At 62.3% G+C, this 20,534-nt stretch carries 19 protein-coding genes and 1 pseudogene; 10 read left to right on the top strand and 10 right to left on the bottom strand.

Going from position 1 to position 20,534, the window contains the following annotated elements:
• Positions 1-779 precede the first annotated feature (779 nt).
• From AUC70_RS09505 to AUC70_RS09495, 3 genes are all read left to right on the top strand, one after another.
• Positions 780-1,136, top strand: coding sequence for a response regulator (locus tag AUC70_RS09505; RefSeq protein ID WP_244505565.1), 357 nt, complete (start codon positions 780-782; stop codon positions 1,134-1,136).
• A gap of 315 nt (positions 1,137-1,451) precedes the next feature.
• Positions 1,452-2,684: a 5-aminolevulinate synthase gene (hemA, locus tag AUC70_RS09500; protein ID WP_069444579.1), complete on the top strand. Its 1,233-nt coding sequence runs from the start codon at positions 1,452-1,454 to the stop codon at positions 2,682-2,684.
• Between the two features lie 14 nt (positions 2,685-2,698).
• Positions 2,699-2,977, top strand: coding sequence for a hypothetical protein (locus AUC70_RS09495; RefSeq protein WP_141702056.1), 279 nt, complete (start codon positions 2,699-2,701; stop codon positions 2,975-2,977).
• Positions 2,978-3,015: 38 nt separating this feature from the next.
• Here AUC70_RS09495 and AUC70_RS17395 read toward each other — a convergent pair whose 3' ends face one another.
• The 3 genes from AUC70_RS17395 to AUC70_RS09485 form a co-directional block, all read right to left on the bottom strand.
• Positions 3,016-3,177: a hypothetical protein gene (locus AUC70_RS17395; RefSeq protein ID WP_193427316.1), complete on the bottom strand. Its 162-nt coding sequence runs from the start codon at positions 3,175-3,177 to the stop codon at positions 3,016-3,018.
• A 64-nt stretch (positions 3,178-3,241) separates the two neighbouring features.
• Complete coding sequence (locus tag AUC70_RS09490; protein ID WP_069444577.1) at positions 3,242-4,195, bottom strand: DUF4339 domain-containing protein; 954 nt, start codon at positions 4,193-4,195, stop codon at positions 3,242-3,244.
• Between the two features lie 132 nt (positions 4,196-4,327).
• Complete coding sequence (locus tag AUC70_RS09485) at positions 4,328-5,752, bottom strand: GMC oxidoreductase (RefSeq protein ID WP_069444576.1); 1,425 nt, start codon at positions 5,750-5,752, stop codon at positions 4,328-4,330.
• Positions 5,753-5,949: 197 nt separating this feature from the next.
• Here AUC70_RS09485 and AUC70_RS09480 point away from each other — a divergent pair, with 197 nt between their 5' ends.
• The 3 genes from AUC70_RS09480 to AUC70_RS09470 all read left to right on the top strand — a co-directional run bounded on the left by AUC70_RS09480 (position 5,950) and on the right by AUC70_RS09470 (position 11,000).
• Positions 5,950-6,717 carry an SDR family NAD(P)-dependent oxidoreductase gene (locus AUC70_RS09480; RefSeq protein ID WP_069444575.1) on the top strand — a complete coding sequence of 256 codons (768 nt, stop codon included), beginning with the start codon at positions 5,950-5,952 and terminating at the stop codon, positions 6,715-6,717.
• A gap of 12 nt (positions 6,718-6,729) precedes the next feature.
• Complete coding sequence (locus AUC70_RS09475) at positions 6,730-8,574, top strand: glycoside hydrolase family 15 protein (protein WP_069444574.1); 1,845 nt, start codon at positions 6,730-6,732, stop codon at positions 8,572-8,574.
• A gap of 86 nt (positions 8,575-8,660) precedes the next feature.
• Positions 8,661-11,000 (top strand): fatty acid cis/trans isomerase, encoded by a 2,340-nt coding sequence (locus tag AUC70_RS09470; protein WP_069444573.1) that lies wholly within the window; start codon positions 8,661-8,663, stop codon positions 10,998-11,000.
• A 12-nt stretch (positions 11,001-11,012) separates the two neighbouring features.
• Here AUC70_RS09470 and AUC70_RS09465 read toward each other — a convergent pair whose 3' ends face one another.
• Both AUC70_RS09465 and AUC70_RS09460 read right to left on the bottom strand, forming a co-directional pair.
• Entirely contained in the window at positions 11,013-11,771 is a 759-nt protein-coding gene (locus tag AUC70_RS09465) for a flavodoxin family protein (RefSeq protein ID WP_069444572.1), read from the bottom strand.
• A 450-nt stretch (positions 11,772-12,221) separates the two neighbouring features.
• Entirely contained in the window at positions 12,222-12,791 is a 570-nt protein-coding gene (locus AUC70_RS09460; RefSeq protein WP_069444571.1) for a TetR/AcrR family transcriptional regulator, read from the bottom strand.
• Positions 12,792-12,957: 166 nt separating this feature from the next.
• Here AUC70_RS09460 and AUC70_RS09455 point away from each other — a divergent pair, with 166 nt between their 5' ends.
• The 4 genes from AUC70_RS09455 to AUC70_RS09445 all read left to right on the top strand — a co-directional run bounded on the left by AUC70_RS09455 (position 12,958) and on the right by AUC70_RS09445 (position 17,536).
• A complete protein-coding gene (locus AUC70_RS09455; RefSeq protein ID WP_206599356.1) occupies positions 12,958-13,524 on the top strand; it encodes a cytochrome P460 family protein in 567 nt (188 codons plus the stop codon).
• A 141-nt stretch (positions 13,525-13,665) separates the two neighbouring features.
• On the top strand, positions 13,666-15,789 hold the full coding sequence (locus AUC70_RS09450; protein WP_206599355.1) for a glycoside hydrolase family 15 protein: 2,124 nt from the start codon (positions 13,666-13,668) through the stop codon (positions 15,787-15,789).
• The gene (locus AUC70_RS17565) at positions 15,786-16,013 is read left to right on the top strand and encodes a carbohydrate-binding protein (protein WP_206599354.1); all 228 of its coding nucleotides are present in this window, start codon (positions 15,786-15,788) and stop codon (positions 16,011-16,013) included. Before AUC70_RS09450 ends, AUC70_RS17565 begins: the two co-directional genes overlap by 4 nt.
• 158 nt (positions 16,014-16,171) lie before the next feature.
• On the top strand, positions 16,172-17,536 hold the full coding sequence (locus AUC70_RS09445) for an alpha/beta fold hydrolase (RefSeq protein WP_069444570.1): 1,365 nt from the start codon (positions 16,172-16,174) through the stop codon (positions 17,534-17,536).
• Here AUC70_RS09445 and AUC70_RS17170 read toward each other — a convergent pair.
• From AUC70_RS17170 to AUC70_RS18045, 5 genes and pseudogenes are all read right to left on the bottom strand, one after another.
• The gene (locus AUC70_RS17170; protein WP_158007422.1) at positions 17,531-17,683 is read right to left on the bottom strand and encodes a hypothetical protein; all 153 of its coding nucleotides are present in this window, start codon (positions 17,681-17,683) and stop codon (positions 17,531-17,533) included. The two genes, AUC70_RS09445 and AUC70_RS17170, sit on opposite strands and share 6 nt — an antisense overlap.
• Positions 17,684-17,724: 41 nt before the next feature.
• The gene (locus AUC70_RS09440) at positions 17,725-17,919 is read right to left on the bottom strand and encodes a YidH family protein (RefSeq protein ID WP_069444569.1); all 195 of its coding nucleotides are present in this window, start codon (positions 17,917-17,919) and stop codon (positions 17,725-17,727) included.
• A 42-nt stretch (positions 17,920-17,961) separates the two neighbouring features.
• Complete coding sequence (locus tag AUC70_RS09435) at positions 17,962-18,396, bottom strand: MarR family winged helix-turn-helix transcriptional regulator (protein ID WP_158007421.1); 435 nt, start codon at positions 18,394-18,396, stop codon at positions 17,962-17,964.
• A gap of 110 nt (positions 18,397-18,506) precedes the next feature.
• Positions 18,507-19,391 carry a transglutaminase family protein gene (locus tag AUC70_RS09430; protein WP_069444663.1) on the bottom strand — a complete coding sequence of 295 codons (885 nt, stop codon included), beginning with the start codon at positions 19,389-19,391 and terminating at the stop codon, positions 18,507-18,509.
• 115 nt (positions 19,392-19,506) lie between these two features.
• Positions 19,507-20,514: pseudogene (locus AUC70_RS18045) on the bottom strand (alpha-E domain-containing protein); the annotation flags it as partial.
• Positions 20,515-20,534 lie beyond the last annotated feature (20 nt).

Below are 20,534 nucleotides of genomic sequence, written 5' to 3'. Positions count from 1 at the left end.
CTGCAATGGCAATGCGGCTGGATGTTCTTGTCAGTCCCCCAAACATCTCCATGTCCACCTTCCCTGGCCAAAATTGACTAATCCAAAACTCTCGTTCTGCGGCGGTTCAGTGCCTTACCGGCTTTGCTGTCGCCAAAAATATTGACGAGTTTCCGCCAGCAGAGAGTTCTAATATCTGCTTATACGCGATCCCCTCCGAAGGTAAATTGCTAACAAAGCGTGCGAGCCCCTTTTCGCCCCAGTTGTGACATTTAGGCCACGAGATATTCGCTCTGTCTCGCGTCGCCGACATGTCGACGCGGGCACGAATCTGGGAGCAAAATGAGTAACTTATCTGGGGCATCTCGGGTTTGCACGCCTGGTCCCGTATGACCGGACTTGGCGCTGCAGCTCAACTGCCTGTCAGCCGCCTGTGCACAATTCGTGTCCAGATCCGGATACATTTCAGGGCACTCCGGATTCGCCTCTATGGGTCAAGCTGTTACCCCTTCAGGGTGGCTCATTTTGGGTCGCGATGGGGTGCGGTATGGGTTAGAAATTATGGCTCGGCTCGGGCATCCGAGGCGGGACGTGCATAGCCCGGCCCCGTCGTGGTTGGGCAGCGAGGCCTCATTCGGGGCTTGGTTTCGTGGCGTTAGTCTTGGTCAGGTCGGCTGTATTGAGTCGCCTGTGTTCTGTTGCCTTGGCGGTCGGACGGCCAAGGGCCCAAAAATCAATCAAATCGTTCCAGGGATGAAATTAGGGCGGCCAAGACTATGTCTTCTCGAAAAACAGAGCCCTTGAAAGGACTTCGCGTCCTGGTCGTCGAGGATCAGGCGCCGATCGCACTCCAGTTGGAGGACATGCTCGTCGAATCCGAGTGCGAGGTCGTCGGCCCCGCGAGCCGGGTAGGACAGGCGCTGAGGCTGCTGAGCGACAATGACGTCGACGCCGCAGTCCTCGATCTCAACGTTGCGGGCGAATTGGTCTACCCGGTCGCCGATGCCCTGGAAGCCCGAGGACTGCCTTACGTTTTCGCCACCGGCTACGACCCGAGCGACGTAGCGGGCCGCTACGGGCACCACCGTGTGCTTCAGAAGCCCTTCTCGCGCCGCGTGTTTCTTCAGGCCATTCGGGACACGATCCGGCAAGACTGATCCGGCAAGACTGACCCGGCAAGACCCTCCATCGGTGCGGACTCCAGCGCCGCCCCGGCCGGGCTTCACGGAAATTGAGATGCCTCAAACACAATTGTGAAAGCCATGCGACATTGGGTCGACACTTGAGCGGCCTGTTGTCCTTGTGATGATGCTGGGATTGGGCTAGTTAGCAGGAAGGCTTCAGTACCGGTTAGGACTTTACGCAAGCCCTACAAGAACTTGTGCCAACCGGGCTGCTCAGGCTCTCCATTCCGTTCGACCAATTGCTGGGTGGCGTTGGCGAACGCCAAGGGTCTAGGGAAACGGAGACACATGGACTACGAGAATCAGTTCCGCCAGCATCTTGAGTCTTTGCATCAAGAAGGCCGGTATCGCGTATTTGCAGATTTGAAGCGGCGCTGCGGCGCCTATCCCGTCGCCGACCATTATACCGAGAGCGGCACGCGGGATGTGACGGTCTGGTGCTCCAACGATTATCTGGGCATGAGCCAGCATCCGGCCGTGCGCGACGCGATGCACGAGGCGATCGATCAGGTCGGCGCCGGCTCCGGCGGCACGCGCAACATCTCCGGCACGACGCATTACCACGTGGAACTGGAAGGCGAGCTGGCTGACCTTCACAACAAGGAAGCGGCGCTTCTCTTCACCTCCGCCTACATCGCCAACGACGCGACGCTGTCGACGCTGACGCGCCTCATTCCGGGCCTGCAGATCTTTTCCGACGCGAAGAACCACGCCTCGATGATCGAAGGCATCCGGCACGGCGGCGGCCCCAAGCATATCTTCCGGCACAACGACCTCGAGCATCTCGAGGACTTGCTCAAGTCGGTCCCGCTGGACACGCCAAAGCTGATCGCCTTCGAGAGCGTCTACTCCATGGACGGTCACATCGCGCCGATCGGCACGGTGTGCGACCTGGCGGACAAGTACAACGCCCTGACCTATCTCGATGAAGTTCACGCCGTGGGCCTGTATGGCCCGCGCGGCGGCGGCATCGCCGAGCTGGAAGGCGTGATGGACCGCGTCGACATCATCAACGGGACCCTCGCCAAGGGATTCGGCGTCATGGGCGGCTACATCGCAGCCAGCAAGGCCTGCTGCGACGCCATCCGCTCCTACGCACCGGGCTTCATCTTCACGCGTCCCTGGCGCCCGCCGGTGGCGGCCGGCGCCCTCGCCTCGATCCGCCACCTGAAACGGTCGGAGTTGGAGCGGGCTCGCCACCGCGAACGCGTGCAGACGCTGAAGACCATGCTGGCGGATGTGGGCGTGCCCGTGATGGATAACCAGAGCCATATCGTACCCGTGATGGTCGGCGATCCTGTCCACTGCAAGGCGGTCACCGATACGCTGCTCACCCAGTACGGAATCTACGTGCAGCCGATCAATTACCCGACGGTGCCGCGTGGTACCGAGCGCATGCGCCTCACGCCCTCGCCCGTGCACACCGATGCCCAGATGGCGTATCTCGTCGACTCGCTGCGCGAGCTATGGGCCGCCTGCCCGGTGGCCAATGGACAGTATGTGAGGCTCGCGGCCGAGTAGCCGCGAAGGTGCCCATGAAGGTACCTATGCGCGCCCGGGCATTTGCCGCGATCGTCCTTTTTGCAAGCGCAAGTACCGCCCACCCTAGGCCGGCATTGGCATCCGCCGCCGATGGCGAACTTTGCCTGGCCGCCGCCGAAAAGGTCGACGACGGGCAGACACTGTCTCCAGAGGAGATCGAGGAAGCGCGGCACGCCTGCGGCCGCGCCATCACCGCCACGGCAAGCATCTTCCAGAAATACCAATTCGAAGAGGCCTACTTCGCCGTCACGGGAAGCCGGTACAAATACTAGGCATGGCGATCGACACGCCGATCGACGCGGGCGGACCGCTACCGCCGCATGATCCACGCGGCGGTAAAGGACACGGCGAGAAGAACGAGTAGGCCCAGCAGCACGACGACCCCGATCGCGCCGAGAATGCCTTTGAGCGTGCCCCAAAACCCGAATGTCGCCACCATGGCCGCAAGCAGCAGCAGAACAATTATCGGCATGCGTCGTTCCTTTTCCGGGTTCCATCACCCGTAGAGTCTTGTACAGGCCAACACGGTCACCGGCCTACATCCGCCCCAACAGGAGCTTGCGCATCATGTCCGCGCCGACCGCGGCCTCGACTTCGCGGAAGGCGAAATACGGGAACAGGGCCACGGTGAAAATAAGCCACCAGGCGAGCATGCCGCCCAATCCGCCGCCGAGGCTCAGGAAGCCCTCCCCGATGCCGGCAAAGCCCAGCACCCCCATCTCCACCGCATAGGCCAGGACCAAGGCCGTGACGAACATGAGCGTTTTGTAGGCGATCGAATAGACCAGCGGCTTGTGCGCGAGGTTCTGGAAAAAGCTGTGGCGCTCCGCCAGCGGCATCAATCGCATCAGCACGAACGCGTTGATGGTGGTGAGCACGAAGAAGCTCAGCCCGACACCGTATTCGGCGCTCCCGACCACAGCATGCACCGTCAGCACAACGAACACCGCCCAGAGATAGGCGCAGAAGCCGCCGAAGGTCTTGAGGTCGGCGACGAGCTGCTCCTGAAACGACAGTTTAGGAGCCTCGGCCTCTCCCCGCAGGGCCTTCGCGAGCTCTCCGACATGATCGTCGAGCGGATCGTCAAAGAGGGAATCGTCGTCGAACCCGTCATAGCGCCGCGCGGCCGCACTGGCTGTGGCCCCGGCCTCGGGTGCCACGGCATCGGCGGCCGGGGGCGCTTCGGAGGCAAGCAGGGAATTGGGTGAGATATCGTCTTCGTCGTCTGGGAGGAACTCGGTGTCCTCGACGGCGGTCTCGGATACCAGCGCCTCGTCGTCGGTCGGGGCGAGCCCGAAGATCGCATCGGCAGGCTTCCATTCGTCGAGACCGGCCGTCCACAGAAGGTCGCCGGGCTGAAAATTGCCGCCCTCGGCGAACAAGGACAACTCACGGTCCGAAAGCGGTCCATGCTGCTGGCCGTCCCGGCTCAAATACCAGCTCGGTTCCGTCGGCTCCGCGTCGTGCTCGTTCACCCCTGCGTCCTGCATCGGCCTCCCCCCAAGCCCAACTCAAAGCCCTCAATCGTAGTTCCGTGCCTTAGCATCCCCCACGATCAGCCGTCGAGGCTGAAATTAGCGTCACGAGACCTGCGGCTGGAAGTAGCAATTTGCGCGCAGCGCCTATTTCGCGGCCAGATGGGCCCCAAGGCGAAGACCCCACGCGTAGATAGTCAAAGACGGGTTCACTCGGCTTGCGCGAGGCAGCGGGCTGCCATCGCCGACATATAGATTCTCCATCCCGTGCACCTTGCCGTGCGGATCGACCACCGAACGCGCCGGGTCGTCGCCAGTCACCATGCTGCCCAACGCGTGGGCCGTGCCGGCCATGCCCATATACTTGTTGAAGCCAACGAGCCCAGCCGCCAGGAGCCGCTCGATCCAGGCATCGACCAACGCGTGGTGCTCTTTCACGGAATGCGGGATGCGGTCCAGGCTGTAGTCCATGATGGACCGACCGCCGGGACCGCCCGAAATGATCCGGTTCTCGGGGCTCGACGAATCCTCGGTTGTGGCCCAGAAGCCGATCGCCCTCTTACCGAGCAGCTTGTCCACGAAACTCGGCACCTCGGGTGGAACCTGGGCCGCGAGCAGCTCGGCATCGATCCAGCCGAGACACTGCATCGAAGAATGAGGAAAGCGGTCGTTGTAGAGAACGGCCGTCTTGCGCAGCATGTCGTGATCCACGAACGGCGAAAAGCCGAGCAGCGCGGAGTTGATGTGCATCTTGAAATTCGCGCCGACGAGATCGCCGCACTCGAGCGAGAAGCCGTTTGCATGCAAATGGTCCTGGAGGATCCGTGGCGAACTCATCGCACCCGCCGCAAGCACCACCGTGCTAGCCTCGTAGGTCGACCCGTCCGCACACTGAACACCGATGATCTTGCGGGAGTCGCCCGGCGCGGACACGAGCGCCGATACGGGATCACCCGCGATCAGTTTGAAGTTCGGCTTGTCGCGAATGTGGTCGATCAGGTTGCGTTCTGAATCCGACTTCAATCCCGAAGGCGATGCGAAACCGTCGAAGTGTTTTTCTTCTTCCGGGTGATTGACGATGTCGTGAGACAGACCGAGCGGAAGCTGGTGCAATTCCCATCCAGGATCGGCCGTCGTGATCTTGTCGAGCAGGGCTTGAAGCTGCGGCTCGTTCTTGAACGTCGTGATCCGCAGGAACTCGGTCGCTTCGTCGTAATAGGGTTCCAACTCCTCGTAGCCGAATGGCCAGCCGAGCAGGTCGAAATCAGGCTCCGCCTCGAACTCCACGGGGCGAAAGCGAAACAGAGCCGCGCCATACCATTTCGTCTTGCCGCCCACATTGTAGAACTCGCCAGGGACGAATTCGCGCCCCTTGCTGTCGAGCCACGGCACGTGGTTCTTGAACACGCCGTCGATGAAGACTCTGCGCACGTCCAGGGTGGAGGAATTGCGTGGAAGGTAGGGCCCCTTTTCGAGCAGGAGCACCCGCTTGCCCGCGAGCGTGAGCTTGTAGGCGACGCTCGCTCCCCCGGCACCACTCCCCACAACGATCACGTCATATTGGGCGGACATGATGCACTCCTTTAACGTGTGAGTCGGATAGTCCGGTGGTGGACTTGTTGATTCGCGAGGTTTTTACACGCCAGCACCGTTGCCGATGCGATCCGCGATGTCTAGTTTGGATGCCGACCATTTGACCTCGCGTTCATATCGTTCCGGTTACAGCGTTAGTGGAATGTGAAAAACCTTCCCTGAATTGGAGACTGTAAATGCCCCTGAAGAACAAGGTCGCGATCGTTACTGGCGGAAATACGGGCATCGGCAAGGCGATCGTTCTCGAGCTCGCCAAGCATGGCGTGAACATCGTGATCGACTACGTCGCCCACCCCGAAGCCACGGACGCGCTCGAACAGAAGGTCGCGGCGCTCGGTGACCGGTGCATCGGTATCGACGCCGATGTCAGCAAGGTCCCCGACTTGGAGAAATTGATCGGGGGCGCGGTCGCCAAATTCGGCAAGCTCGACATCTTCGTGAACAACGCCGGCATCGAGACCCGGACGTCGGTATTGGACACCACCGAAGACCAATACGACGCCGTCATGAACATCAATCTCAAGAGTGCGTTCTTCGCAACGCAACTCGCCGCCAAACAGATGATCAGCCAGGGCAACGGCGGACGGATCATCAACATCACCTCGGTCCATGAGGACTGGCCGATGCCGGGAAATACGGCCTACTGCCTTTCCAAGGGCGGCATGCGGATGCTCACACGAACCGCGGGCGTCGAGCTCGCACCGCACGATATCCTGATCGTCGGCGTCGGACCCGGCGCAATCGAGACCCCGATCAACACGAGCACGATGGACGATCCCGCGAAGCTCAAGAAGCTGGACGCGGCGATCCCGCTCGGCCGCATGGCGAAGCCGGAGGAGATCGCCTCCGTCGTTTCCTTCCTGGCCGGCGACGGCGCGAGCTATATGACCGCCACCTCGGTGATCGTGGATGGCGGCTTGATGCAGTCGAGTCCCGGGCTTTAGAGTCGCACCGCCATGGCTCTTCCCATCGAAGACTACGCCCTGATCGGGGATTGCGAGACGGCCGCGCTCGTCGGCCGGAACGGGTCCATCGACTGGCTGTGTCTACCACGTTTCGATTCCGAAGCCTGCTTCGCGAGCCTGCTCGGCGACGAGAACAACGGGCGCTGGCAAATCGCGGCAACCGATCCGAATGCGAAGGTCACACGCCGCTACCGTCCCGACACGCTGATTCTCGAGACGCGCTTCGAGACGAAGACCGGCGCGGCGACGCTCATCGACTTCATGTATCCGTGCGAGAAGCACCCCAACGTCATCCGGCTTGTGGTCGGCGAGAAAGGCACGATCGAACTCGATAGCGAACTCATCGTGCGTTTCGGCTATGGCGAGTCCGTGCCCTGGGTCACCACGATGCCCGACGGCCGTTTGCGGATGATCGCGGGGCCAAGCCGGATCGTCTTGCAGTCGTCCATCGAACTGCGCGGCGAGAACTTCAAGACCAAAGGCACGTTCAAGGTGAAGCAGGGCCAGACGGAGTCGTTCGCCCTGACCTACACGGAGTCTTGGACGCCCGAGCCGGTGGAGTTCGACGCCGAGTCCTTGATCCATGGCACGGAGGCGTTTTGGAAAAATTGGACCTCCAAGTGCACGACGAAGGGCCCCTACGCCGACATCGTCAAGCGCTCGCTCATCACGCTGAAGGCAATGACCTATGAGCCGACCGGCGGCGTCGTGGCGGCGGCGACCACGTCGCTGCCCGAGCACTTCGGCGGCCCGCGCAATTGGGACTACCGTTACTGCTGGGTTCGCGATGCGACCCTGACGCTGCTCGCCCTCATGAACACCGGCTACTACGACGAGGCGCGCTCGTGGCGCGAATGGCTTTTGCGCGCCGTCGCGGGCAGTCCGAAACAGATGCAAATCATGTACGGAATCGCGGGCGAGCGGAGGCTGTACGAGGTCGAGCTGCCTTGGCTCAAGGGCTACGAGAATTCGACGCCCGTGCGGATCGGCAATGCCGCGCACGATCAGGTGCAACTCGACGTGTACGGCGAAATGCTCGATGCCGTGCACCAGGCGCGCAAGGGCGGACTGGCGCCCCTGCAGTCGGGCTGGGACCTCCAGCTTGCCATCATCGAACAGGTGGAGGACGTCTGGCACAAACCTGATGAGGGCATTTGGGAAGTCCGCAGCGGCCCCGAGCAATTCGTCTATTCGAAAGTCATGGCGTGGGTCGCCTTCGATCGCACCATCCGCAGCGCCGAGCGCTTCAAGCTGGAAGGCCCCATCGAGCGCTGGCGCAAGACTCGCGAGGCGATCCACAAGCAGGTTTGCGAAGAGGGCTACAACGCGGACCTAAACAGCTTCGTGCGCTCCTATGGCTCCACGGAAGTCGATGCCAGCCTGCTGCTCATTCCCGCCATGGGGTTCCTCCCGGCAACAGACCCGCGCATTGTCGGAACAGTCGAGCAGATCGAGAAGACGTTGATGAAGGACGGCCTCGTTCAGCGCTACGACACCTCGAAAGCCAATGACGGGCTCCCGCCCGGCGAAGGCATGTTCCTCGCCTGCAGCTTCTGGCTCGTTGACGCCTATCTGATGATGGGGCGTGAGAAGGACGCGATCGCGCTGTTCGAGCGGCTCATCGGCCTAGCCAACGATCTCGGGCTCTTGAGCGAGGAATACGACACGGACGCCAAACGGCTATGCGGGAACTTCCCTCAAGCCTTCTCGCATCTCGCACTCGTCAACAGCGCCTGCAATCTCGGACGTAACGGCAGGCCGGTCGAGCAGCGCACCAATACCGAAAATAAAGCGGCGTCGAAGAAGACCGCAACCAAGGCAGGGGCAACGCACTAGACGGAGCGAGCATGAAGGGGTCGGCGCGAATCTCATCGAGCAATCTATCGGGCGGGAGACTCACCGTGCGCGAAGCAGGACGTTTGATGGCTTTAAGCCTGGCACTGCTGTTCGCGACCGCGAGTGCCGCGGAGGAAGCCGCGCCTGCCACGGCCGAAACGAAGGACAAGGTTCCAAGCTACATCCACGACATCCAGCCCCTCTTCAACAAGAGGTGCGTGGCCTGCCACGGCTGTCTCGGCTCCCCGTGCAATCTGAAGCTCTCGTCGTTTCGTGGACTCGAGCGCGGGGGGTTCGGTAAGAACCCCTATTCCAACCATCTCAACGCGTATGCGCGTACCGGCATGGACGTGGTTAAGACCACGGAGGAGTGGCGCAAGCGCGGCTTTTTTCCCGTGCTGTCCCGGGGCGGCTCCCGCGAAGAGAACCTGTCCCGGTCGATGCTGACTCAGATGATCGAGGCGGGCGCCAAACACAACACGCCGGGCTTTTCCCGGAAGGCCCTTATGCCGCTCTACGCCAAGCGCTATGAGCATCGATGCCCCGCGACGCCGGAGGCCCTGTCGGCGCAGATTGAGACAAACCCCGCGATCGGTATGCCGTTCGGACTGACGGCACTTGCCGGCAAAGACATTGAGACACTGCGGGACTGGGTCGCCGCGAACGCGCCCGGCCCGACGGATGCCGAGAAGCGCAAAGAGGATATGGTCGCCGACCCGAAAGCGGTCCGCGCTTGGGAGGATTTCTTCAATGCGGACGACAAACGGTCTCAGCTCGTCTCCCGCTACATATTCGACCACTTGTACCTGTCGATGATCGTCCTGGACGAAAGTCCAGGCGACTACTTCCGGCTTGTTCGGTCAACGACCGCGCCGGGGAACGCGAGCCAGAACCCGCCGGCGCGCGTCGACGTCATCGACACGCCCTTCCCCTACACGAACCCCTACAAATATGCCGGGGTCGATCGCTTCTATTATCGCCTGCAGAAAGTCACGACCCCGCGTGTTCAGAAGAACCACTTCGTCTGGAAGCTGAACAACGAGGATATCGAACGCCTTCAGAAGCTGTTCCTCGCGCACGACTGGGGCAAGCATGTGCACCTCGACGGAAAGCACGATGCGCCTTGGGATCTCGGCAATCCCTTCAAGGTCTACGAAGCGATCCCCGTCGAAGCCCGCTATCGCTTTCTCCTGGAGAACTCGGAGCTGATCGTGTCCGGGATCACGTATGGCCCCGTTTGCCTCGGCCAGACCGCGACCTACGCCGTGAAAGACCAGTTCTGGGTCTTCTTCGTCGATCCCAAATACGATGTATCCGTACGCGATCCGAAGCTTGGGCTTGAGACCTGGGAAACCTTCATGGACCGGTCTCTCTTTGGCAACGACGCTTATGAGCAAGCCTATGGGGCCGCGCTCAAGAGGCTTCGGCCCAAGGGATACACGATCGACGCGATTTGGAACGGCGACAAGACCAACGACAACGCCTGGCTCACCGTCCTGCGTCACGAATCGAACGTCTCGGTCATGAAGGGCCGGCAGGGCGGGATCCCGCGCACGCTGTGGCTTATGGACTACAGCGGCTTCGAACGCATCTACTACGACACGGTCGCCAACTTCGAATATTGGTCGGGAGACGTTCCCAAGCTGGAGACCCTCATCTTCTTCAACTATCTGCGCCAGGAGTTCGAGGACAACTTCCTTTTGCTCTTGCCGAAAGGGGAACGCCAGAAGTACCGCGATGAGTGGACACAAGGCCTCGGCCAAGTGGCGCTCGCCCTTGAGCCGTTCGCCGGCGAGGAGCAGCCGACGCAAGTCAAGACATCCGCTCGCGATCCCATAGTCAGCCTCGTCGGCGAAATTCAGGAGCATATGGGTAAGACGGTCAGCGGTCCGCCGGACCTCCTGAATCCACACGTAAAGCCGAAGGTCTCCCTGGACGACCCGATCACGAGCTATGACGAGTGGGTTGCCGCCGCATCTCTCCTGACGCAAACGCGCGCCTACACGTTCCCGCGCTTCCTTCCGAGCGTGATCATCCTGCGGCTCAACGATCCGCAAGGACATGCGAGGGTCTATTCGCTCATCGCCAATCGAGTCTACGAAACCCAGGACACGATCTTGTTCCAGAACGGCGAGAAGCTGCCGCACCTCTATACGATGAGCATCTACCCGACCATCGTGGGCGGCTTTCCCAACTATTTCCTTGAAATGGATCTCGCCCAGTCCGGCGACTTCCTGCGCCGCTTGCGCGATGTCAAGACTTTGAGGGATTGGAACCGCCTACGCGACCGCTACGGAATCTTGCGCAACAGCCCGCGATTCTGGGAGGCATACGACTGGTTCACGAACTGGAACGAGAAGCACCGGGGCATCTACGCGGGCTATCTCGACCTGTCCTACTACGATCTCTTCGACTCGGTCTACTAGACCCACGCACGGTTACGATCGGTAGTCGGGGTTCTCGTAACCGAAGCGGCAGCCCGCTTTCCAAGCTACGCGATCGTTGCCGTGATTAGGATAGCCCCCGGCGTCCTTCAGGATGCGCGCCAGGTGCATCAAGTTCCACGTCATGATGGTGGTATTGCGCTGGGTGAAATCGTTGTCGAACCCCGCCGGCCCATCTGCGAGCTCGTCCCCATAGGATGGCCCGGGTCCGGCTTCGCCGATCCAGCCGCAATCGGCCTGGGGCGGAATGGTGTAGCCCGAGTGTTGTAGGGCATAGAGCGTCGTCATGGCGCAGTGCTTCACGCCATCCTCGTTGCCGGTGACAACCGTGCCGCCGACCTTGCCGTAGTAGAGGCTCTGCCCCTTGGCATTGAGCATGCCCGACATGCCGTAGAGCCGCTCGATCAGGATCCGGCACACGGAACTTTCTTCACCGAGCCAGATCGGCGTCGCGAGAATAAGGGTGTCCGCCCCCTCGATTGACGGCCACAGTTTGGGCCAGTCGTCGCGGTCCCATCCGTGCTCGGTCATGTCGGGATAGACGCCGGGCGCAATCTGATGGGACAGGGCATGGATGCTCTCGACGCTTACGCCGCTCTTCCGCATGATCTCTTCGGACACGGAGAGCAATAGGCGCGTATGAGACTCGTCCGGATTTCGTTTGAGCGAACAATTGACCGTGACGGCTTTGAGGTCGGAGAAGTCAGTCGTGTTTTGAGAGCAGAGGTCTTCTTGTTGCGCGGTGAGAGGCATGGCGAAGGCTCCTTACCAGAATGAGGTGCCTTCATTTTAGCAATCAGTATTCCGCGTTCCTGACACTCTGAATGAATTCTGTGTGATCGGCCGCACCGTGGGGCGGGCGGAAAAATGAAAGAGGGCGATCGCTGGGAGGGGAAAGCGATCGCCCTCTCTGTCCTGCCTACCGGTCAAAGTTGGTCTGGTAGGGGTTCGGGAAGCCTTCGGCCGCAACAGGCGCAACGCCGGCAGTGACCAAGGCCAGGGAAATCAGGATCGTCTTCAACATTGTCATTCTCCTTCGCGTAAGTTCGTTCCGAGCCGTTGGTGTCTCGGTACGCCAAGTCATATTGGGTTTGGGACCGATCGTTCAATTAACAACAAGTCACATACGCGTGTTTATAGACCGATTGGTCTATAACCAATCCGTGATCGCCCCGTGAGCGCGAGACGCAGGCCTGCGTGCGGCTAGATTGCGTCGAGTGTCTTGTCGATGATCGCTTGCAGGGCTTTCGCCGAATAACCGGCGCGGGCTAGAACGCGGAGGCCCATATACGTAGTCAGGATGGACGCCGCCGTGGCCGACCGACGCCCTTCCGACCAGCGCGAACCGCGCCGGCTCTGCTTGAGCGCCGTAACGATCGCATCCTGCAACCGATGCAGCATGGCGCTGACGCGCGTCTCGACTTCCGTGTCGAGACTCGCACGATCGATGGCCGCATTGCACATGAAGCAGCCACGGCGCGCCTTGTCGGACTTCACACCCTCGAGCATGGTCCTGATCTTGGCCAACCCGTCGCCTGCAGCGGGATCACTCAAGAACGCGATCCCGGTCTCCACTTCTGTCTTGTCGTAGCGATCGAGCGTCGCGAGATAGATGCTGTGCTTGTCGTCGAAGGCTTTGTACAGACTGCCGCGGGCAATCTTCATTGCGCTGAGCAGATCCTGCAGCGACGCGCCCTCATAGCCCTTCTGCCAGAACACTCCCATGGCGCGATCGAGCGCCTTGTCGATGTCGAACTCTCTTGGCCGTCCCATCGCTTCCCCCGGAGCGATTATCTCTTTTTATAGACTGATTGGTCCATATATCCTCGCGCGTTTCAACCTTTTGTTGATCGATCGGTGCTGAACTCGAACTCTGGGGCCAGAAGGCTTTCAGTGCCGCAGCGGCAGGGACTCGCTCCAAGCTAAAAGGAACAGGCCAGTGAAACGGTTACTCATCGCAGCGTTGTTCCTGACGCCGCTTCTGGCCGCTTCGCTGTCCCCAACAGGCCCCGTTACTGCCGAACCCCTAACCGCGGCATCGCTCGAGCGCCTGTTGCGCGTGCCCGAAGTCGACTACAGGCTCGAATGGGTTTTCCTGGGGGCCTTCTCGCTGCGGGCGGAAGATCCCGAAGATGGCGCCAAGGGCCTTCACGACGTCTATGCGCCGAGGGAGGCCGTCGAGGCCTACCGGAAGACCGGGACCTTCCCCGACGGTACGGTTCTGGTGAAGGACTCCTTCCTCACGAAGACCGAAGAAATGACCACAGGCACAGTGAGCTACGCGGACCACCTCAAGGGACGTTTCGTGCTGGTCAGGGACTCGACCAACCGGAACGCCAAGAACTCGCCGCTATGGGGCGATGGCTGGGGCTGGGCCTTCTTCGAGGGCGAGGAGACCGAAAAAACCGTGACGACGGACTACCGCAAGGACTGCCTCGGCTGCCACGAGCCGGTCCGAAGCCAAGACTTCCTCCACACCCAAGCCTACCCGACCCTCGGCCGCTGACCGGCGCACGGCCGATTTCGTGTCATCTTCTCGAAGGACTTGATTGCCAGTATCGCCGCCTTCGATCACGATGCATTTTTCGAAATGCGCGCCGGCACCATGCAGCCACAGGACCATTCCCCCAACACGCGGTAGACCCCAATGAAAGCACCAAACGGCCCTTGCCGTCCCACCTGGGCCCCGGCCCGCAAGGACATCGTCGGCAGGAGCCTCGGCTCATCCCGGCTCTGGTACACCCTCGCGCAAGGCATCGTGACGGAGCTCTACTACCCGCGCATCGACATCCCCCAGATCAAGGACCTCGGCTTCATCGTCGCCGATGGCAGCGGCTTCTGGGTGGAACTCCGCCGCAACGGGGATTACACGGTCGAGCTCGCGGCGCCAGGCGTCCCCTCGGCAACCGTCACCCACCGCCACCCGCGCTTCACCTTCACCATGGAGGTGTCCCCCTCGCAGCAGCGCGATGTGCTGCTGATCCGCTACAAGCTCGAAGGCGACCCGACCCTGAAGCCCTACGTGCTCTTGGCGGCGCGGCTCGGCGACAATGCCGAGAACAACGTGGCCTATGCGGGCCACCATGACGGCCACGACGTGCTTTGGGCGGAGCAGGACCGGTTCGCGCTTGCGCTGACGGCTGTCCGCGACGACGGCTCCGATGCATTTGGCAAGCGGTCCGTCGGCTGCCTCGGCGTGAGCGACGGCTGGCAGGATTTCAATCACAACGGCCAGATGGGCTGGCTCTACGACGAGGCGGGACCCGGCGCCGTGTCGCTCATGGGCGAACTGACGCGCTCGGGCAGGCTCTCGCTTGGCTTCGGCGCCTCGAAAGAAGCCGCCGCCACGCTCTCCGCGTCGGCCATCATGGACAATTTCGACGAGGAGGTCCGAGAGAACACGCTCGCCTGGCAGGACTGGCTGCGCCAACGGCGGCCGGCAACCTTCGGCGGCAAGATCGACGAGCGGCTCGCGCTCTGTGCGACCGTCATCAAGGTCCATCAAGACCAGACCTTCCGCGGCGCAGCCATCGCCTCGCTCTCGATTCCGTGGGGCGACACGAGCACCAGCCGCGGCGGCTACCACCTCGTGTGGCCCCGCGACCTCGTGGAAACCGCCGGCGCGCTCGTCGCCATGGGCTCGTTCCGCGACGCACGCGAGGTCCTGCGTTATCTGATGGCGACCCAGCATACGGACGGGCACTGGTTCCAAAACCAATGGCTCGGCGGCCACCCCTTCTGGCAGGGCATCCAGCTCGATGAGGCGGCCTTCCCTATCCTGCTGGCGGCGGCGCTCGAAAGTCATGGCGCCCTCGACGATATCCCGGTCAGGACCATGATCGCCCGCGCCGCAGGCTTCATCTGCCGCGCCGGCCCCACGACGGACCAGGACCGCTGGGAGGAAGACTCCGGCCTCAACATGTTCACCATCGCGGTGGCTATCTCCGCCCTTGTGGAGGCCTCCCGCTATCTCGACGGCTCCGCCAAGGCGCATGTGCTCCGGGTCGCGGACTATTGGAACGCCAAGCTCGAGGACTGGGCCTTCGTGCGCGGAACTCCGCTGGCCGACCAACTCGGCATCAAGGGCTACTTCATCCGGACCGTGCCGCTCGGTGTCCTCGGCACGCCGGGCGCGGCCAACGCGCCGGTCGTCATCAAGAACCTGTCGCGGGATCCGAACCTGCCGGCCAGCGGTCAGGTGTCGACCGACTGCCTGCAGCTCGTGCGCTACGGGCTGCGCGAAGCGGACAACCCTTTCATCCTCGACACGATCAAGGCGATGGACCATCTCCTGAAGACCGACACGCCCGAAGGGCCGGTCTGGCATCGCTACAACAATGACGGCTATGGCGAACATACGGACGGCACGGGCTTCGACGGCACCGGGCATGGGCGCGGCTGGCCGCTTCTGACCGGCGAGCGCGGTCATTACGCGGTCTGTGCCGGCGAGGACGTCATGCCTTATGTGGAGGCGATGATGGCCATGTCGAACGATGTCGGCCTCATGCCCGAGCAGGTCTGGGACACAGACCCCATTCCCGAATACGACCTGTATCCCGGCAAGCCGAGCGGGTCGGCCATGCCGCTCGTTTGGACCCATGCGGAGTTCGCCAAGCTGTGCCACAGCCTGGCCGCGGGGCGTCCCGTCGACCGTCCGCGGGCGGCCTGGGCGCGGTATCAGGGCGTCCGTCCCACGATCGACTATGAGATCTGGGGGCCGCGCCACAAGCCGAACCGGATCGCGCCGGACGTTCTCTCTACGTCGCCGTGACCGCTCCGGCCTTGGTCCACTACGGCACCAACGGTTGGCGCAATATCCATGACGTCGAGACCGAGGACACGCTGCTCGGCGTCCATGTGGCGAAGCTGCCCACGGAGGGTCTGAATCCCGGCGACACGGTCGAATTCACCCTCTACTGGCCCGAAAGCGGGAGCTGGGAGGGGCAGAACTTCCAGATCACGGTCGAAGGGGAGGCCGCCCTGGTCCCCGCTTAAGGCGCCGACCTTGGGGCTGAGTCATTGGCGGCGTGCGGCGGAGCAAATCCGGCCCCGATGCACGGACACCGGCGCACATTTACAATTCGGTGATGATTCGCCATTGATCTTCCAAACTGAATCCTTGTCTGGCGCGCACCGGCGGGCCAAAGGGCGCTATGACCTACCTGAAGAAAGTCTGGCTGATCGCTGCCTTGGTGCTGCTTCCCTTCACGGCAGCCTATGGGATCGACAGGCTCGTGCTGGCGCCGTCTTGCCCCGACTGTCACGCCGCGATGACCCAGGCCCTCCCCCTTTTTGATGGGTCCGAGGACGGTCTCGTGCGCATCCGCGCCAACAACATGACCTTCCGGGCCCGTGTCGCCGGCAGCGGCAATCGCGACGGCGAAGGCGTGATCCTGCTGCACGGCTTTCCCGAAACCTCGATCATGTGGGAGTCGCTGCTCGAAGCGCTGCGGAAAGCCGGTTACCGCGCCATCGCCTTCGACCAGCGCGGCTACAGCCCCGGCGCGCGGCCGCGGCTGGAGAACGACTACACCAAGGGCAAGCTCGCGAACGACGTCCTGGCCGTGGCGGACGCGGCGGGCTTCGAGAAGTTCCACGTTATCGGCCACGACTTCGGCGGGGCCATCGCCTGGACACTGGCCGACCGCTATCCGGAACGGGTGCTGAGCCTCACCTCGCTGGCCATGCCGCATCCGCTGGCGCTCTCCGAGGCGCTGTCGAACCCGAGCCCACAATGGCCGGCCAGTAGCTATGTCCTGTTCTATCGACTGCCGGTGCTTCCGGAACTGGCCATGAGCTTCGACCAAGCCGCCCTGCTCACGCGCTGGAAATGGTCGCGGCATCCAAAAGACCAAGTGGCGGAGTATCGCCGCGTGTTCGGCGAGCCGGGAGCAATCCACGCGGCTCTCGATTGGTACCGCGCGTTCGAGTTCCGCTCGTTGGATCCTGCCGGCAAGGTGCGCCCCCCGACCTTGTTCCTGTGGGGCGAGGAAGACGGCGCCTTCAGCCGCGCGTCTGCCGTGGCCACCGCCAACTACATGGACGGTCCCTATCGCCTGCGCACGCTCAACGCCGGCCACAACCTCATGCTCGACGCCCCCAATATCGTCGTCCCGGAAGTGCTTGAGCATCTGGCCAGTGCAGCCAAGGCCCGCAATCAGTGGACGGCGGCCCTGGCATCGAGTTCCGACAGTACGGACGAGACCGAGGCTTCTTGCGACCAAGTGCCCCCGCATTGCCTGCGGATCCAGCTTTCGCCGGAAGGCAAAACCTTCCGCATCCGCAACCAGTGCAGCGACACTTACAAGGGGGTCGTGCGGGTCACCTGTTCCGCGTGGGCGCCCAATACCGGCATCGAGTACCGCTTCAACCTCGGTGCCAAGTCCGAACTGGCTCAGGAGGGCGTCGGCGCCCGCACGGGCCAATCGAACGGCACATGCTATTTCCGGCCTCGGCTCTGCGCGAAGGTCACGGCGCCGGTGAAGCCGAAGGCCGCATCGATCTGGCCCTTCCTATAGGGCGCTGACGAGAAGCGGGATGCTGGCGACCACGATCAGCACCGCCAGAACGATCGCTAGCGCAAACTCCATCGCGAAACCCGTCGTGTGGATCTGCTCGTCCTTCAACAGCGACCGCGTGCGTACGAAACGGATCGTTGCCGCCACGATGAAAGCCACGCCCACGAGGATAAACCAGACGCCGGTGCTTAGACCGACGCCCCGGACATCTTGTCGAGCTGCGCGTGATGCTCGGGCTTGATGCCCACCGCATCCGCCATGGTCATGACGAAGAGGTCGAACCGGTCGATCAAGAACCCGAACGCGATGATCGCGACACCGGTCCGCATCCAGGCGAGAAAGGTCCGCTCGTTGGCGGCGTGGTCCGTATAGGATTTGATCATGACGTCCCCTCTTGGCCTGGCATCAGATCCCTGCGGTCATCCTCATGTCGCCCGGATCGTGCTGCGCCGGCTAGGCGCACACCGGGGCTTCGAGAGCTCTGCCTGCAAGGAGGCAAGCTTGTCCAACGACACGCCCTTCATCGGGATCGCATCGAGCCCGTCGGCCACGACCTGCTCCGCATCGCTCAAGAGCTCCAGGCCCGCAGGCGTGAGCTTCGCGAGGCTGCAGCGCGCGTCCCGCTCGTGCTTCTCCGTGGCGACCACGCCGATCTTCTCCAAAGGCCGCAACGCGCGCGTCACCGCCGATGCCGTGAGCCCCACGGCCTCCGCGAGATCGACCCGCATGACACCGCGGCCCTCCTCGTTGGCAAGCGCCTTGAGAATTCTGTACTCGCTGAACGAAATCCCCCGTGCCATCGACAACGCATTATCCAGCCGCCGTTCGATACGGGCGGCTACATCCAATAGGACCAGCACGGCATCCTCTCTTTCGCTCTCATTCATGCACGCATGATACCGTATTATTACTTGAGTAATCAAGTATTATGCTTGCATCTGGACCTTTGGCTCGGCGCCGGCAGCAGGCCCTACCCGTTGCCCTCAACGGGCACGACGTCGACCTCGACGCGAAGCTGATGCGCGCCGGACCCGACGAACACCCCATGCACGGGCGAGACGTCGGAGAAGTCCCTTCCGACCGCCAAATCCACGTGATCGGTCGATGCGTGGATCGCATTCGTGGGATCGAATCCGATCCAGCCGCCCACCTCTCCGGTCCAGACGGACACCCAGGCATGGGTCGCGTCCGGCCCTTGCAGCCGCTCCTCACCGGGCGGCGGAATGGTGCGCAGATATCCGCTCACATAAGCTGCCGGCAGTCCCAGACCGCGCAACCCCGAGATCATGATCTGTGCGAAGTCCTGGCACACACCGCTGCGCTGCGCGAAGGCTTGTGCGACCGTCGTCGAAATCTCGGTCGTGGTCGGCTCGTACTCGAAGTCGTTCCGGATACGCGACATCAAATCCGTACACGCTTCGAATATGCCACGGCCTTCGGGAAAGCTTTCTTGCGCGTACAACGCCACATCACGTTCGAGCGAAATCAGCGGGCTCGGAAACAGGAAATGGGCGAGTCCGCTGCCGGATAGATCACGCCGGGAGAGCGCCTCCTGCGCCACCCGCTCCCAGGCAAGGTTCTCTTCGATGAGGGCCGGACGGTCGAGGCACTCCACACGCGCCGAAGATTTGATGGTAAGCTCCGTGTGCTTTGTGTCGATGGTGACGACATCGACGGCGTTGCCGAAGAAATCGTCGTACACCCCGATTTGATCGGGCGGCGGATCGACTCGAACCGTATGCCCCAGCTTTCGCTGAAGCGCGCTGTTTCGCGGCGTCAGACGGAGCGCGAGCGTCGCGGACATGACGGGCTCGTCGTAGGCATACGCCGTGAGATGATCGATGTCGTAGATCACGACAGGCTGCTCGTCTCCGCCGCGACCGAGACTTTCTGGCGCCGCGGGAAATAGCGGACGCAATCGCATCGGCGAGTTGCAGGATTCTCTGTTCGAACGCGAGGATGGCTTGCTTGTCGATCTCGTTGGCCTTGGCCATCTCCAATTCGGTAGCCAGGATCGAAGAAATGCCTTGCGGTTCCTCGGGCACACCGTCGTTCCGCAGGGTCGGCAGGATCGCCAAATGGTCGCTGATCGCCGAGAGCTGGAAACTGACGGAACGCGGATTATAGGGATCGAGCATCACCATATCGCGCACCGGCGCCAGCGCCACGCCAGTCATGTAGCGCGACCGGTAGGTGATCTGTGAATCCACCAGATCGAGCATGACTTCCAAATCCTCGGCCGTCGCCTCGTCGTCGATGAATGTGCGCGCAATCCGGCAGGTGAGAATGGCCCGTTCGATCCGCCTGCCGATGTCGAGGAAGCGCCAGCCCGCATCCCGGTTCATGCTCTCCTGGGTGAGGCCAGAAAGCGCGGCGAGCCCCTCAAGCGCCTTGTCCGCGGCGTCCAGCACATCCACTTCGCTCGGCAACGCATCGAGGCTCGGGAAATGCGCGTCGATCTGACGGGAAAGCCGCGAAGCGTCGATGGAAATCCGTTCACGGATGACCGAACTGGCGCTGCGGGCAAGACGGATGCCGGCGAGACCGGAGCCGTATGCGCTGTCGTCGGCGAGAGCGTGCCGGGCAACCTCCAAAGGCGAGCTGCCCTCTTGTTCCGGCGCGATCGCGCCCCAGGCCACGAGCAGGTGTGTGAGCTTCTCGATCGTCTCCGGTACGTTGCCCGACAGAACATCCATATCGATGCTGCGCACGCACAGGCACCGGACAACACGCAACGTCGCTTCGGCGCGCTCCAGATAGCGGCCGTACCAATACAAATTGTCCGCCGCGCGGCTTGGAATATTGCTGAGACCCGCTGGATGTGGACGTTGTCGCCCACCGACAGCAAGGACTCCGGTGCGACCGGCTTGGATGACAGCACCCACACGTCGGCCGACTGGACGCCGACGCCCATGCTGATGGCCCGCGCGTCCGTATCGGCGGAGATGCGGCAGAACCCGCCCGGCATGATCTCCCATCCGTTCTCCGTCGCCGCGGC

The organism is Methyloceanibacter stevinii (genome assembly GCF_001723355.1).
GTDB classification, from domain to species: Bacteria; Pseudomonadota; Alphaproteobacteria; order Rhizobiales; family Methyloligellaceae; genus Methyloceanibacter; species Methyloceanibacter stevinii.
This window is presented reverse-complemented; position numbering and strand designations above follow the sequence as displayed.